Source organism: Halomonas halocynthiae DSM 14573, assembly GCF_000425725.1.
In the GTDB taxonomy this organism is placed as follows: domain Bacteria; phylum Pseudomonadota; class Gammaproteobacteria; order Pseudomonadales; family Halomonadaceae; genus Halomonas; species Halomonas halocynthiae.
On sequence record NZ_KE384440.1, the window covers coordinates 531516 to 544884 of the forward strand.

Sequence of the window (13369 nt, forward strand, 5' to 3'; positions counted from 1 at the left end):
GATAGCTCAGTTGGTAGAGCAAATGACTGTTAATCATTGGGTCGCAGGTTCGAGTCCTGCTCGAGGAGCCAGCAGCTAGCATGCTGCGATTGACGTAAATACCCTCAATCGTCTCCCTACCTCGCCTTATCTTATTCTTTCTTACGCTTTTTGGTTTTTACCGTCTTATTCCACTCCAGTGCGATGCAGGAAGCCAAACCAAGCCAAGCCCGCTCGATAGGCGAGCAGGCTGTGAATGGTGGTGAAGGGCGTGTATTGAGCAAGGAGCTGGTTATAGTTTAATCAGCATTTTTCCTTGATTCTTGCCGCTGAAGAGTTGCAGGAAAGCGTCTGGTGTTTGCTCAAGGCCTTCCGCGACAGTTTCTTGATAGTCGATTTCGCCTTTGGCTATTTTCGGGGCAACTTCATTTAGGAAGTCGTTGTGGTGCTGCCAATGCTCGAAGACAATAAAGCCTTCCATGCGTGCGCGCCGAACCAATAGCATGGCGAGGTTGGCAGGGCCGCTGCTAGGGCCTTCATCGTTGTAGCGTGAGATCATGCCGCAAACAGCAATGCGTGCACCTACGCGCAAATTATTGAGAGCGGCTTCTAGACAGGCACCGCCGACATTTTCGTAATAGACGTCAAAGCCCTCAGGACAGGCTTGCTTGAGGTCTTCGCTGAGTTGCTTGGCGTCTTTGCCCTTGTAACTGACGGCTTTAACGCCAATGGACTCCAGCCAGTCGAGTTTTTTCTGGTCGCCGGCAATACCTACCACCGTGCCGCCCTTGGCCTTAGCGAGCTGGACAGCCAGAGAGCCAACGGCACCGCTGGCTGCGCTGACCAATACATTGTCGCCTTCTTGCATTTGGGCGATGATGTTGAGCCCAACCCAGGCTGTCGTACCTGGCATGCCCAGCACTCCTAGGTACGCTTGGTCTGGTACATCAAATTCAGGCAATGCTTCAACTTGTTCGGCGGGCAGTTGGGCAATGTCGCGCCAGCCGCCCATATGGCGAACTTTGTCGCCTACTTTAAGGCGGGCATCCCGTGACTCAATAATCTCGCCTACGGCGGCGCCATCCAGCGGCTGGCCGAGTTGGAATGGCTCGATGTAGGTTGTCACGCCATCCATGCGTCCGCGCATGTAGGGGTCTACTGATAGCCAGGTGTTACGAATGCGCACTTCACCTTCTTGGAGTGGGGTGAGGTCTGTGTGTTCTAGGGTGAACAGATCCGTAGTAGGCAGGCCTTTGGGGTGATCGTTAAGTGTGAAATAGCGGCTTTGCATGATGCTCTCCTGTTCGTAGGGTGTTGGCTTAAGTATTTTTGCAGTCTGCACCTAGCATGTGCTGCAACGATTTACTCAGACTACGTCAGAAGAGTGATATTAAGCCAATGCAAGATGCTGAGAAGTCATATGCAATATACTGATATCATAGTGGTTGAAAATAAGGCTATTCGACACCAAGGCTATCTTTCATGCATCTTGCTGATCTTGCTCGTCATGATCTTAATGCGCTGGTCACTCTTCAGGCGTTGCTGGATACCCGTAGTGTGACCCAGGCAGCACAGCGTCTTAACCTCAGTCAACCGGCGGTATCACGAACACTGGCTCGGCTGCGCCACGCGTTTGATGACCCTCTTTTTGTGCGTACTCACAGAGGGTTGCGTCCTACGGCGAGGGCCGACGCTTTAGGTCCACCGCTGGAGCGGTTACTGAAAGAGTTGGGGGCGTTGCTTGCGCCGCCGGAGTTTGATCGAGCCAGCACCTCGCGCCGTTTTCAGCTAGCGACGACTGACTATGGGATGCATACGTTTCTCGCACCTCAGTGGCAAACACTCCAGAACCAAGCGCCACACTTGCGGCTGGATGTGCAGGGTTACAGTGGCAGTATTGAGCATAATCTTGATGATGGTGGGCCGGAGCTGGCGCTTTGTGTGCCTGGGTCGCGTGTGCCAGCTGGTGTTCACGGCCGAGAGGTAGGTGATGACCGCTTCGTTTGTATGATGCGTAAAGGTCACCCTTTAGCTGAGGATGAGGAGCTGTCGCTTGAGGCATTTGTTAATGCCAGACACCAGTTAATCAGCATGGGGGGCGATGACAGGGGGGCGGTGGATCTGGCGCTCGCGAGTCAGGGGTTGAAGCGGCATGTTAGCTTACGTCAGCCGCATTTTTTGGCCAGTTTTTCGGTGACACAGCATAGTGATTTACTGTTGTGCGTGCCGGGCTGTTTAGCTGTTAGTGTGCTTGAGCATTGGCCACTGGTACTGCGCCGATTGCCGCTGGAGGTTACGCCATTTTCTTATTGGTTAGTGTGGCATGAGCGCTACCATGCTGATGCAGGACATCGCTGGCTACGCCAGACGCTGTTTGAGGGTATTCAGGCACGTTATCAGGTGTTGTCTCAGCGGCTTCGGGTTAGTGCTGGATAGTAGAAGCGCTGGGCTGGATAGGAGAGCTGGTGTCGTACTATGTAAGCGGGCTGAGCGTAGTATGCCCAGCCCGCTGCAGGTTACTGCTGTTCTTCCGTGGAATGGTCTGCAAACTGCACTTTATTGCTCAGGCGGGCGTAATCCAGCAGAATCTCTGCAGTTTCTTCGACTTGAGCGCGGTCGATAGGTTGATCTTTCTTTTCGCTGTCCTCATCAGAGTCAGTATCTTGGCTTTCGTCGTCCTTGTTCTTGTTACGTCTATCCGACCAGTCTTCCAGCAGCTCCAAGCCGAGGGCGCTGCGTCGTGCATTCTCAAGTGCGAGTTGTTCGGCATCCTGGGCTTCTACTTCACGCTTGCGCTGTTCTAGGTTCAGGCTCACGGTGGTGCGTTGTTGGCGCAGCCGTTCAGCCAGTTCCGCACGGCGCTCAAGGTAATAAAAGTTTGGGTGTTCCTGAGCGCGCTTCGTATGTTGCTTGCGTAGCATGTCAAGGTAAAGCTGAGGCTCGCCTTGTTGCCGGTATTGCACTTTGCGCACAGTATCCCAGGGGAGTGCGTTATCCAGGCTGCTTTCGCCGATTTTTTCGGGATCAACAAGGCTGGGGAAGAGAATGTCTGGCGTGATGCCGCGATTTTGGGTGCTTTCACCAGAAATACGGTAGAACTTGGCGCGGGTGAGCTTAACTTGGCCGTGAGTCAGGTCGCTCAGTGTTTGGACAGTGCCTTTGCCAAACGTTTCTGTGCCAACGACCAGTCCGCGACGATAATCCTGAATCGCGCCAGCAAAAATTTCTGATGCTGAAGCAGACAGGCGGTTAACCAATACCGCGAGAGGGCCGTCATAGTAGGTGCCGCTTTCGGTGTCACCGTAGAGGCTGATGCGGCCACGGGCATCGCGCACCTGCACTGTGGGGCCGCGGTCAATAAATAGGCCAATCAGCGAGTTAGCTTCTTGAAGTGCGCCGCCGCCATTGTTGCGAAGGTCGAGCACAATGCCTTCGATGCCTTGTTCGCGCAGGCTGTCAATTTCGGCAGCTACGTCGCGGGTGGTGCTGCGGTAATCTTCCTCACCGGCTTGCCAGGCATCGAAGTCAACGTAGAAGGTTGGAACATGGATCAGGCCAACTTTATGGACGCCATCCTCGCGCTCAATGTCAATAACTTCGCTGTTAACGGCTTGGTCTTCAAGCTTGACGGTGTCACGGGTAATCTCAATAACTTTGCTTTGCGAGAGGTCGGCGGCTTGAGACGGCACAATATCGAGCTGTACCACCGTGCCTTTCGGGCCGCGAATCATTTCGACAACTTCGTCAAGTCGCATGCCCACAACGTTAGTGACATCTTCGCCGAGTGGGCCAACGCCAATAATGCGGTCGGCAGGCTCTAGCATGCCAGAGCGATCAGCAGGGCCGCCTGGCACTAGGCTGACCACTTTGACGAATTCGCCATCAGGCTGAAGCATGGCGCCAATGCCTTCAAGCGACAGGCGCATCTGGATATTAAAGGCTTCGCTTTGGCGAGGGGAGAGGTAACTGGTGTGCGGATCGATGGTGGCGGTCACTGCTGCCATCAGATATTCCAGCACATCTTCAGGGTTGGTCTGGCGAACGCGTTTGAGCTGGGCTTTATAGCGCTTGCGCAGGGTCTCTTCGACCTCTTCGGGCTCTTGCTCGCTCAGCGTTAGTGACAGTGCGGCGTTTTCCAGCCGCTTCATCCATAGTGCTTCAAGCGCTTCACGGTTACGCAGCCATGGTGCATCTTTGCGGTCAACTTCCAGGCGAAGGTCGCTATCAAAACTGAAGTCTAGGCCTTCGTCGATACGTGCCAGTGTCCATTCCAGCTGCTCTGTGGCGCGCTGCTGATAACGATTGTAAAGCGCATAGGCGCGATCCAGTTTTCCCTCAGTCACGGCTTCATCCATGCTGGTGGAAAGGTCGTTAAACTCCTCAATATCGGCGGCGGTGAGGTAATAGCGCTGGTTGTCGAGCACATCGAGATAGCGCTGAAACGCATCGCGGGACCACTCGTTATCTAGGCTGATTTCCACATAATGGCCAGTCTGTAATGACTCAGCAATTTCCTGGGCCGCTATACGCTGCGGATCTTCAGGGGTGAGTTCAGCCATGGCCGGCGCTGTTGCAATCAACAGGGCCAGGGTCGTAGCGCGTCCCAAGGTGACTAACAGGCTCATCGGTGAAGCACTCCCCGTTTCAGGTACACTGGACAGTAAATATTATTCGCACTACTTGTGCTCAGAAGGCCATTGTAGCGGTGATGCACGCACTACAAACGCAAACAGTTTGGCAGTATATCAGTTTGTAGGCGTTGGTCAGACCCCTTAATTAGTTGATTCATGTTGCCAGAGGATTTTATGTCCCAGAATGATGTACTTGCTCGTCTTATTGATTTTTTGCACTCCGCACCAACGCCGTGGCATGCGACAGCGAGTATGGCCAAGCAGCTAGAGGCGTCAGGTTACCGGCGTTTAGAGGAAACGCAAGCATGGCAGCTTAAGCCCGGTGAGCGTGTGTTTGTAACGCGTAATGACTCGTCTATTGTTGCCTTGCAACTGCCATCAGCATCGCTGTCGTCGTTACGCATGATGGGGGCCCATACGGATAGCCCCTGTTTGCGGCTGAAGCCCAATGCGGCGCAAGCATCGGCCGGTTGGCTGCAACTGGGTGTTGAGGTGTATGGAGGGGCCTTGCTCTCTCCCTGGTTTGATCGTGACCTGGGGCTTGCGGGGCGGGTTTATGTACGTCATGGCGATGGATCGATTGAGGGTGTGTTGCTCAATGTGGCGAGGCCCATTGCGATGATTCCCAGCTTGGCTATTCACCTGGATCGAGACGCGAACAGTAATCGTACGATTAATGCTCAAACGCAGATGGCTCCAGTGTTGTTGCAAGGTGGAGAGGCGTCAGACTTTCAGCAACTGCTGGTTGACTGGGTGCGCGAGCAACACGGCTTCGGGACTATCGAGATTGTCGATTTTGAGCTGTGCTTGTATGACACGCAACCGCCGTCTCGGGTGGGCGTTAAACAGGAGCTAGTGGCTTCGGCGAGACTTGATAACCTGTTGTCGTGTTTTATTGGCCTTGAGGCGCTGCTGGCGTCAAAGGGGCAGGAAGGCGCTGTATTGGTTGCAACGGATCATGAAGAGGTAGGGAGTGCCAGTGCTTGTGGTGCTCAGGGGCCGTTTCTTGAGGACGTATTACGCCGGGTTAATGAGCAGCTTGGCGTGCCTGGAGAAGAGGGATTTGTGCGACTGATGCAGGCGTCGCGGATGATCTCTTGTGATAATGCTCATGCGTTGCATCCTAATTACACCGACAAACATGACAACGCGCACGGGCCGCTGCTGAATGGTGGTCCGGTGATTAAAGTTAATGCTAATCAGCGTTATGCGACCAATAGTGCCACTGCGACAATGTTTCGTGAGCTGTGCCGTCAAGCCGAGGTGCCAGTGCAGACGTTTGCTGTACGTGCTGATATGGGGTGTGGTAGTACGATCGGGCCAATTACAGCAACGGAAATTGGTGTGCCGACTCTGGATGTGGGGGTGCCGCAGTGGGCCATGCACTCGATTCGTGAAACGGCGGGTGCTGACGATGTCGCGTACTTGACCAGCGTGCTGGGGACTTTTGTGAACAGCAAGATGCTTGTTTGAGGGTTTCAGTCTTCAATGCAAGCGAAAAAAAGCCCGTCGATTACGAATCGGCGGGCTTTTTGCTGTTTTTGGTGGCTACGCCCTGATTCGAACAGGGGACCCCATCATTATGAGTGATGTGCTCTAACCAGCTGAGCTACGTAGCCATTCAACGCGACGCATTTTACTGTTTTTACGAATCATGTCAAGTACATCAGCTATCGACAGGCCGTTTGTCGCGATGAATTAAACGTTGAAGCGGAAGTGAACTACATCGCCGTCTTTGATCACGTAATCCTTTCCTTCAAGGCGCCATTTGCCAGCATCTTTAGCGCCTTGTTCGCCTTTTAGCGTCACAAAGTCGTCATAGGCAATGACCTCGGCGCGAATAAACCCTTTTTGAAAGTCAGTATGGATGACTCCAGCACCCTCTGGGGCAGTCGCACCAACTTTTACAGTCCAGGCACGAACTTCTTTTACGCCAGCGGTGAAGTAGGTCTGCAAACCGAGTAGTGCATAACCAGCGCGAATGACTCGATCAAGCCCAGGTTCTTCCATGCCCATTTCGTCAAGGAACATTGAGCGCTCTTCGTCGTCTAGTTCAGCAATTTCTGCTTCGAGCTGGTTGCATACTGGTACGACGACGGCACCTTCCTCGGCGGCGATTTCGCGTACGATTTCAAGGTAGGGATTGTTGTCGAATCCATCTTCGCTGACGTTGGCGATATACATGGTCGGCTTGAGTGTTAAAAAGCCAAAGCTTCTGAGTTGACGCTGCTCATCGGCGTCTAAACCAAAGCTACGCAACGATTGACCCTCAGCCAGATGTGGCTGAATGCGGTCGAGAATGGCTTTGATGGTGGCAGCTTCTTTGTCACCGCCTTTAACCGCACGAACGAGGCGCTGAGATGCCTTTTCCACGGTATCTAAGTCGGCAAGTGCCAGCTCCATGTTGATGATTTCGATATCTGCGCGTGGGTCAATCTGGTTGGCCACGTGAATGACGTTGTCATTATCAAAGCAGCGAACGACATGAGCAATCGCCTGAGTTTCTCGAATGTTAGCCAGAAACTTGTTGCCGAGCCCTTCACCTTTAGAGGCGCCGGCAACCAGGCCGGCAATATCGACGAACTCCATGGTCGTGGGCAGTGTGCGCTCTGGCTTGACGATTTCTGCCAGGGCATTGAGCCGTGGGTCGGGCATCGGCACGATGCCAACGTTAGGTTCGATAGTGCAGAAAGGAAAGTTTTCAGCATCAATGCCAGACTTGGTCAGGGCGTTGAACAGAGTGGACTTGCCGACGTTGGGCAGCCCCACGATACCGCAATTGAAACCCATGGAATCTTCCTGGAAGCGAATTCAGAAATGGTGAATAGTGGCTAGTCTACTTGAAAGAGCCGAGATTCTTAAGTCAGGCGTTATTGTGCCGAAGAGAAGCTGTGCAGGCGGTGCATCGCTTTGGCCCAGTTTCCTTCAGCGGCCAATGGTAGGGTGGCCAGGCATTCAGCGATAGCGTCGTCAATGGCGTGGCGCTCTGCCTTGCCAGGGCGACCGAGTACGTAGTTAGTGACTAGCCGGGCATCACCCGGGTGGCCAATGCCAATACGTAGCCGATGAAAGCCTTTATTGCCGCCTAGTGCGCTGATGGTATCGCGTAGGCCGTTATGCCCACCATGACCACCGCCGGTTTTATAGCGTGCAATGCCGGGGGGGAGGTCAAGTTCGTCGTGAGCGATTAGCAGTTGTTCGGGGGTCAGTTTAAAGAACTGGCACATCGCTGATATTGCGCTACCGCTGCGGTTCATGAAGGTGGTTGGTTCTAGCAGATGAAGCTCTTGGTCGGCGATGCGGATCCGCGCATAGCGACCCAAAAACTTTTTTTCTGGGCGCAGGCTTTGGTCCGTGCCCTGTAGTAGCGCATCAAGTAGCCAGGCCCCTGCATTATGGCGAGTGGCTTCGTAGTCGCTGCCAGGGTTGGCAAGTCCAATAATTGCTTTGAGCTGACTCATTGGTAGCCTCCAAAAAAATCAAGCGCCGTAGCGCTTGATTAGAGAGTACAGGCCACACCCGTAGGTGCGGCCTGAAAAAGGCAGAACGCGATTATTCGGCGTCGCCTTCCTTGCCTTCTTCAGCGGCGCTTTCGCCAGCGTCAGCATCATCTTCTTCATCACGTACTTTTGCTTGTGAAATGCTGAGGATGGCGTTGTCGTGCACTTCCTCGCGTGCCAAGGCAACGATAGTGACACCTGCCGGAAGTTTAAGATCTGACAGGTGGAGAACAGCACCCACAGACAGCTCAGCGATGTCGACTTCTAGGTAGTCGGGCAGGTCTTTCGGCAGGCAGCTGATTTCCACGTCATTGGCCAGCAGGTGAAGCTCGCCGTCTTCGTCCTTGATGCCTTTGCAGGTCTCTTCATTAGCTACGTGCAGTGGCACGTGCATGGTGATTTCTTGCTTGGCATCGATGCGCATGAAGTCAACGTGACTGACCAGCGGCTTGAACGGGTGACGCTGCAGGTCGCGCACAACGACGGGGTATTTCTTACCGTCCACTTCCAGGTCAATAACCGAGGAGAAGAAGGCTTCGTCTTCAATTGCTTTGTAGAAGCCGGTCTTTTCAAGGGTGATTGCCTGAGGTGCTTTGTCGCCACCATATACAATAGCGGGGACTTCTTTATTCTCACGACGCAGGCGGCGGCTCGCACCTTTCCCCAGGTCGTTACGAATGCTTGCGTTGAGTATAAAATTAGACATGAAATTGCCTCTTGCTTGAGTAGAGAAATACCACAGCCCGCGACCAGACCTGTGGCATTTCCATTAGCCCCTGATGGGGCAACGTTCCGGCGCCTTGTTGTATAACACTAGGTTAGTGGAACATGGCGCTGACGGATTCTTCATTACTGACCCGGCGGATTGCTTCAGCAATCAGGCCGGCCACGCTGAGCTGGCGAATGCGGCCACTTTGACTGGCTGCTTCGGTCAGGGGGATGGTATCGGTTACAACCACTTCGTCGAGCACCGAGGCGGAAATGTTGTCTACCGCGGGGCCCGAAAGAATCGGGTGAGTGGCGTAGGCCACAACACGCTTGGCGCCGCGCTCTTTGAGCGCTTCGCCAGCTTTGCATAGAGTGCCGGCGGTATCGATCATGTCGTCTACCACGACGCAGGTGCGATCCTGGATGTCACCAATGATATGCATAACCTGGGCCTGGTTCGCCTGGGGGCGCCGCTTGTCGATAATGGCTAGATCAACATGCAGTTGCTTGGCAATGGCACGTGCACGCACGACACCGCCAACGTCTGGAGAGACGACAACGAGGTTTTCATGGTTCTGGCGCTCAATATCGTCGAGCAGGATCGGTGAACCATAGACATTGTCTACTGGCACATCGAAAAAGCCTTGGATCTGGTCGGCGTGAAGGTCCATGGTCATGACGCGGTTGACGCCAGCCTTGACCATCATGTCGGCGACTACCTTGGCGGAAATGGGCACGCGGGCTGAACGGACGCGACGATCCTGGCGAGCGTAACCAAAGTACGGGATGACCGCAGTGATCCGGCTGGCTGACGCTCTACGCAAGGCGTCGACCATCAGGATCATTTCCATCAAGTGGTCATTGGTAGGCGCGCAGGTGGGCTGTAGAATGAAAACATCCTTGCCGCGTACGTTTTCGTTGATTTCAACTGCAACTTCGCCGTCACTGAACTGGCCAACGGTGGCGTTACCCAGTCGGTTGTCCAAACTTTCAGCCACTTTTTGGGCAAGTTCGGGATTAGCGTTCCCGGCAAAAACCATCAGTTTTGACACGCGCAGCCACCTTTGCTGTGTTGGGTCTTCTGGATATGGGATAGTCGCCAATACTTGATCAGATAAGCAGACCAGTTGGCTGCGTTATGACGGATCAAGATTGACGATCCAGTGCATCATGTAGAGGAGAGCGATTCAGGCCGTAGGCTTTGAAGCCTTGCCAGCGCGTTGGTAGTTGCGCGAGCAACTGGTCAGCTGCTTGTCCATCAGCCAACGGCGCAAACAGGCAGGCGCCGGTACCGGTGAGCATGGCTGTGCTGCCTTGTGTGAGGCGCGTATTTAGCCATTCAAGCGCTGCCTTTACTTCTGGATAACGTGCCGCGACCGTTGACTCACAGTCGTTACGCCAGCCTAACGATTCCCCCTGCAGTGCGCGCGCCATGGTAATTGGCGGGCTGTTGCGTGTCAATTGCGGGGTTTGGAAAACCGCTGCAGTCGACACGCTGACACAGGGATGTATCACAATGAAACAGGGGGTGCTCAAGGTAACAGGCACTAAGCGTTCGCCAATGCCTTCGGCCCATGCTGCATGGCCGCGCACAAAGACAGGAACATCTGCCCCGAGGGTTAGGCCGAGCTCGGCCAGTTGATCAATCTCAAGCCCGAGACCCCATAAACGGTTGAGCCCGAGCAGGGTGGTGGCGGCGTTGCTGCTGCCTCCGCCGAGCCCGCCACCCATGGGGAGCTGTTTGTGGACATGGATGTCTGCGCCTAGCGTACAGCCGCTGGCTTTCTTCAGGCTTTCTGCCGCTCGCCGTATTAAGTTGTCTGCCTGGCTGACGCCGTCAAGCGTTGGTGAAACCGATAGTTTGCCATCTCGGCGTAAGCGGAGGTCGAGCCGGTCGGTATAATCGAGAAACTGAAATAGTGTCTGCAGCTCGTGGTAGCCATCGCGTCTTCGAGCGGTGATGTGCAACATGCGGTTGAGTTTGGCCGGCGCGGGCAAGTCGACAAGCTGCTCAATCATGGCTTACTTGCTCACGTCGCTTTCTGATTGCCAGCGGGTAACGACTAGCGTGACGCGCAGGTCGTCATAGTCCATCACCAATTTGCTGGGTAGCCAGAGGTCGTTGAAGTTGCTCCACTGGCGATAATCAATAGACCAGCCATTCTGTTCCAGCGTAGCTGGGAAGCCTAACGCATCTTCGGTCATATGATGGGGGCGATCATGAGCTGGCAGGCCACGAACCCAGTCGGTTAGGTCGGACACTGGGAGCGACCAGCCCATTTGTTCCTGCATGAGAGCTTCTGGGCTTACTGCCTCAAAGCGTCCTTCGCTAGTGCTCATCGAAACACGTCCGTCACGCCCTTCTAACACACTGCGGCCTGTACCTGCCGGCCCGCTGAGCAGAATACGGAAATAATAAGGGGTTTGGCGCCAGTCAATGTTGGCGCTGGTGGACTCGTCTGGTGTGCGCAGCCCAACTTTGCCATTCAGTTCCCAGTCTTGTAGCTGCTGAACGCGAGACTGTTGTGCCTGCCATTGATCGGCGCTACGTTCTTGCGCCGAAGAGGGCGGCTGTGTCGTCGCGCAGCCGCTTAGCAGAGCGAGGGCCGCGGTTATGGCGATAGTGGCAAAAAACGAGCGCAGTATAGCGGTTCGTGGGGTGACGGTTGCTATAGGCGAGCTGACGAATGGCATGAAGTTAGTGTCTCCTTGGCTGAGGGTCTGGAGCTGGTCGTTTGAATCAGGCATTTGGCTCAGTCGCTTAGTTCAGGAAAGCTCAGAGCGGGTATCCGCTGTAGTAATTCGTCTATGGCGGGGCGCTGTGCAAAACGTTCCAAGGCTAATTTTAGCATTTGGCGGGCATGGGTTTGTTGGCCGAGAGTCCAGAGCACTTCGATCAAGTGGCTGGCGACTTCTTGGTCGGGCATTTGCTGCCACGCCTTTTCCAGCAAAGGTAATGCGGCTTGGGGGTCGCCTTGACGAAAGCGTACCCAGCCGAGGCTGTCGAGAACAGCAGGGTTGTCGGGGTCCAGTTGGTACGCTCGCTCGATGAGCCTGGCCGCTTCGTCGATGCGGCTGGGTATCTGCTCGTCCGCTAACGTGTAGCCCAGTGCGTTCAGAGCGACTGCGTCGTTTGGATCCTGCTCAAGGGCTATACGTAGCTGGGCCTCCATCATCGCCAGGTCGCCATCTCGGAAGGCACGGATGGCTAACATGTGGCGAAGTTCCGCATTGCCGGGATGCTGGTTGAGAAAATCGGTGAGCAGGTTGGTTGCCTGAGCGGATTGCCCAAAGCGGTCCAGCAAATTGACTTCTACGCCAATCAGTCCAGCGCTGAAAGCAGGGTGAGCGCGTCGTTCGCTGGCGAGAAAGCGTTGACCGTCAATAAGTCGGTCATGGCTCGCTAGAGTGAAGGCGGCTCGTGAGCGAGAGAGTAGAAAATTTTTGCCTTCCGGCACTTTGCGATAATAAAGCAGAGCGCTATCGACATCATCTTCATTCTGAGCGATACCGCCTAGCATCAGCAGTGCAGAATCTGGTGTTGTGCCGTTGCTGAGCAGAGGTTGCAGTAAGCGATGAGCAGGATCTGGCTGGTTTTCCTGTAAATAAAGGCTGGCGAGTAATAATCTGAGCCCAGAGGTGCTGCCGTGTTTTTCAAGCAAGGCATCAGTGGTGGCTTCAGCATTTTCTGTTCGGCCTAGCCGAATTTCGGCCTGGGCCTGCAGCATCATCAGCTGCAGGTCTTCGGGCTGAAGCTTCAACCCTTGGCGTGCAGAGTCATAGGCACGCTGAGGCGCGCCGGTGTCCAGTGCAATAGCCGCTCGCAGGCGCCACGCATCGGGGTGTTCTGCAGCAGCGGCAGGTAAGCGCTCTAGGCGTTGCTGGGCAGTGGCCTGCAGACCATTGGCCGCCTCAAGCAATGCCATGGCTAGTTCACTATCAACGTGGCTGTTTGCGGCATCATTTAAATGTTGCCGCATTTGGGCAAGCATTGCCGATGTGTTGGCGTTGGCCTCAAGTGCGATTTCCACCAACTCAAGCAACTGTGCATCACGGCCCTGATTGCTGATGGCCAGTCGTAACTCCAACGCTCGCAGCCAATCCTGACGTTGGATGGCGAGGCTGGCCAGCAGGTAAAGGGGCTCTTCGCTATTGGGGGCCAATTGTTTCCAGCGTTGTGTTGTCGCTTCTAACGTATCGGGGTCATCCATGAAGCGTGCTGCTAGCGCCGCCCGCTGAGCCAGTTTTGCGCTTTTGTAACGTTCGGCTGTCTGTATATAGCCATCGGTTGCACGGCCATAGTCGCCACGCAAACCGGCTAGCTCAGCGATCAGCAGTGTTGATAAGCTTTCTGCGTCAAGCCCACGTGTTACCTGTGGCGCATTCTCCATAGAGGCTACGCTAATCGGTGTTGTCGCAGGTGCCACGCTTTGGCAGCTGCTGAGTGCTGTGACAGCAAGCGCAGCGGCGGCGGCTCTTGGGCCGTGCTTAATGAAAAAATGGCGGGGCATGCACGCCTCGATAGTCAGAAGAAATCAGATTGCCAGCATA

Annotated in this window: 11 protein-coding genes and 1 tRNA gene; 2 read left to right on the forward strand and 10 right to left on the reverse strand. The window is 54.7% G+C overall.

The annotated features are described in order from the left end of the window. Window positions 1–271: 271 nt before the first annotated feature. Entirely contained in the window at window positions 272–1270 is a 999-nt protein-coding gene (locus tag H616_RS0111720; protein ID WP_027967537.1) for an NADP-dependent oxidoreductase, read from the reverse strand. 191 nt (window positions 1271–1461) lie between these two features. Between H616_RS0111720 and H616_RS14890 the strand changes: the two genes are divergently transcribed. Further along, window positions 1462–2415: a LysR family transcriptional regulator gene (locus H616_RS14890; RefSeq protein ID WP_051234253.1), complete on the forward strand. Its 954-nt coding sequence runs from the start codon at window positions 1462–1464 to the stop codon at window positions 2413–2415. Window positions 2416–2495: 80 nt separating this feature from the next. On the opposite strand, the gene H616_RS0111730 is transcribed toward H616_RS14890, so the two are convergent. After that, window positions 2496–4604, reverse strand: a complete 2109-nt coding sequence (locus H616_RS0111730; protein ID WP_027967538.1) for a carboxy terminal-processing peptidase — start codon at window positions 4602–4604, stop codon at window positions 2496–2498. 180 nt (window positions 4605–4784) lie between these two features. On the opposite strand from H616_RS0111730, the gene H616_RS0111735 reads away from it, so the two are divergent. Continuing rightward, entirely contained in the window at window positions 4785–6083 is a 1299-nt protein-coding gene (locus H616_RS0111735; RefSeq protein WP_035573157.1) for a M18 family aminopeptidase, read from the forward strand. A gap of 69 nt (window positions 6084–6152) precedes the next feature. Here H616_RS0111735 and H616_RS0111740 read toward each other — a convergent pair. From H616_RS0111740 to H616_RS14900, 8 genes are all read right to left on the reverse strand, one after another. Continuing rightward, window positions 6153–6229 (reverse strand) — tRNA-Met (locus H616_RS0111740). A gap of 79 nt (window positions 6230–6308) precedes the next feature. After that, window positions 6309–7400 carry a redox-regulated ATPase YchF gene (gene ychF / locus H616_RS0111745; protein WP_027967540.1) on the reverse strand — a complete coding sequence of 364 codons (1092 nt, stop codon included), beginning with the start codon at window positions 7398–7400 and terminating at the stop codon, window positions 6309–6311. An 80-nt stretch (window positions 7401–7480) separates the two neighbouring features. Then, the gene (gene pth, locus H616_RS0111750) at window positions 7481–8071 is read right to left on the reverse strand and encodes an aminoacyl-tRNA hydrolase (protein WP_027967541.1); all 591 of its coding nucleotides are present in this window, start codon (window positions 8069–8071) and stop codon (window positions 7481–7483) included. Window positions 8072–8162: 91 nt separating this feature from the next. Then, window positions 8163–8816, reverse strand: a complete 654-nt coding sequence (locus tag H616_RS0111755; protein WP_027967542.1) for a 50S ribosomal protein L25/general stress protein Ctc — start codon at window positions 8814–8816, stop codon at window positions 8163–8165. Between the two features lie 112 nt (window positions 8817–8928). Next, window positions 8929–9870 (reverse strand): ribose-phosphate pyrophosphokinase, encoded by a 942-nt coding sequence (locus H616_RS0111760; protein ID WP_027967543.1) that lies wholly within the window; start codon window positions 9868–9870, stop codon window positions 8929–8931. A gap of 94 nt (window positions 9871–9964) precedes the next feature. After that, complete coding sequence (gene ispE / locus H616_RS0111765) at window positions 9965–10837, reverse strand: 4-(cytidine 5'-diphospho)-2-C-methyl-D-erythritol kinase (protein WP_027967544.1); 873 nt, start codon at window positions 10835–10837, stop codon at window positions 9965–9967. Window positions 10838–10840: 3 nt separating this feature from the next. Beyond that, entirely contained in the window at window positions 10841–11512 is a 672-nt protein-coding gene (gene lolB, locus H616_RS14895; protein ID WP_084155870.1) for a lipoprotein insertase outer membrane protein LolB, read from the reverse strand. 59 nt (window positions 11513–11571) lie between these two features. Next, on the reverse strand, window positions 11572–13329 hold the full coding sequence (locus tag H616_RS14900; RefSeq protein WP_051234255.1) for a tetratricopeptide repeat protein: 1758 nt from the start codon (window positions 13327–13329) through the stop codon (window positions 11572–11574). Window positions 13330–13369 lie beyond the last annotated feature (40 nt).

What these genes read in the sequence shown, in the direction of transcription:
- ispE (WP_027967544.1), bottom strand. Translation starts at nt 10,837, where the DNA reads ATGATTGAGCAGCTTGTCGACTTGCCCGCGCCGGCCAAACTCAACCGC.
- lolB (WP_084155870.1), bottom strand. Translation starts at nt 11,512, where the DNA reads ATGCCATTCGTCAGCTCGCCTATAGCAACCGTCACCCCACGAACCGCT.
- H616_RS0111735 (WP_035573157.1), top strand. Translation starts at nt 4,785, where the DNA reads ATGTCCCAGAATGATGTACTTGCTCGTCTTATTGATTTTTTGCACTCC.
- pth (WP_027967541.1), bottom strand. Translation starts at nt 8,071, where the DNA reads ATGAGTCAGCTCAAAGCAATTATTGGACTTGCCAACCCTGGCAGCGAC.
- H616_RS0111720 (WP_027967537.1), bottom strand. Translation starts at nt 1,270, where the DNA reads ATGCAAAGCCGCTATTTCACACTTAACGATCACCCCAAAGGCCTGCCT.
- H616_RS14900 (WP_051234255.1), bottom strand. Translation starts at nt 13,329, where the DNA reads ATGCCCCGCCATTTTTTCATTAAGCACGGCCCAAGAGCCGCCGCCGCT.
- H616_RS0111755 (WP_027967542.1), bottom strand. Translation starts at nt 8,816, where the DNA reads ATGTCTAATTTTATACTCAACGCAAGCATTCGTAACGACCTGGGGAAA.
- H616_RS0111730 (WP_027967538.1), bottom strand. Translation starts at nt 4,604, where the DNA reads ATGAGCCTGTTAGTCACCTTGGGACGCGCTACGACCCTGGCCCTGTTG.
- H616_RS14890 (WP_051234253.1), top strand. Translation starts at nt 1,462, where the DNA reads ATGCATCTTGCTGATCTTGCTCGTCATGATCTTAATGCGCTGGTCACT.
- ychF (WP_027967540.1), bottom strand. Translation starts at nt 7,400, where the DNA reads ATGGGTTTCAATTGCGGTATCGTGGGGCTGCCCAACGTCGGCAAGTCC.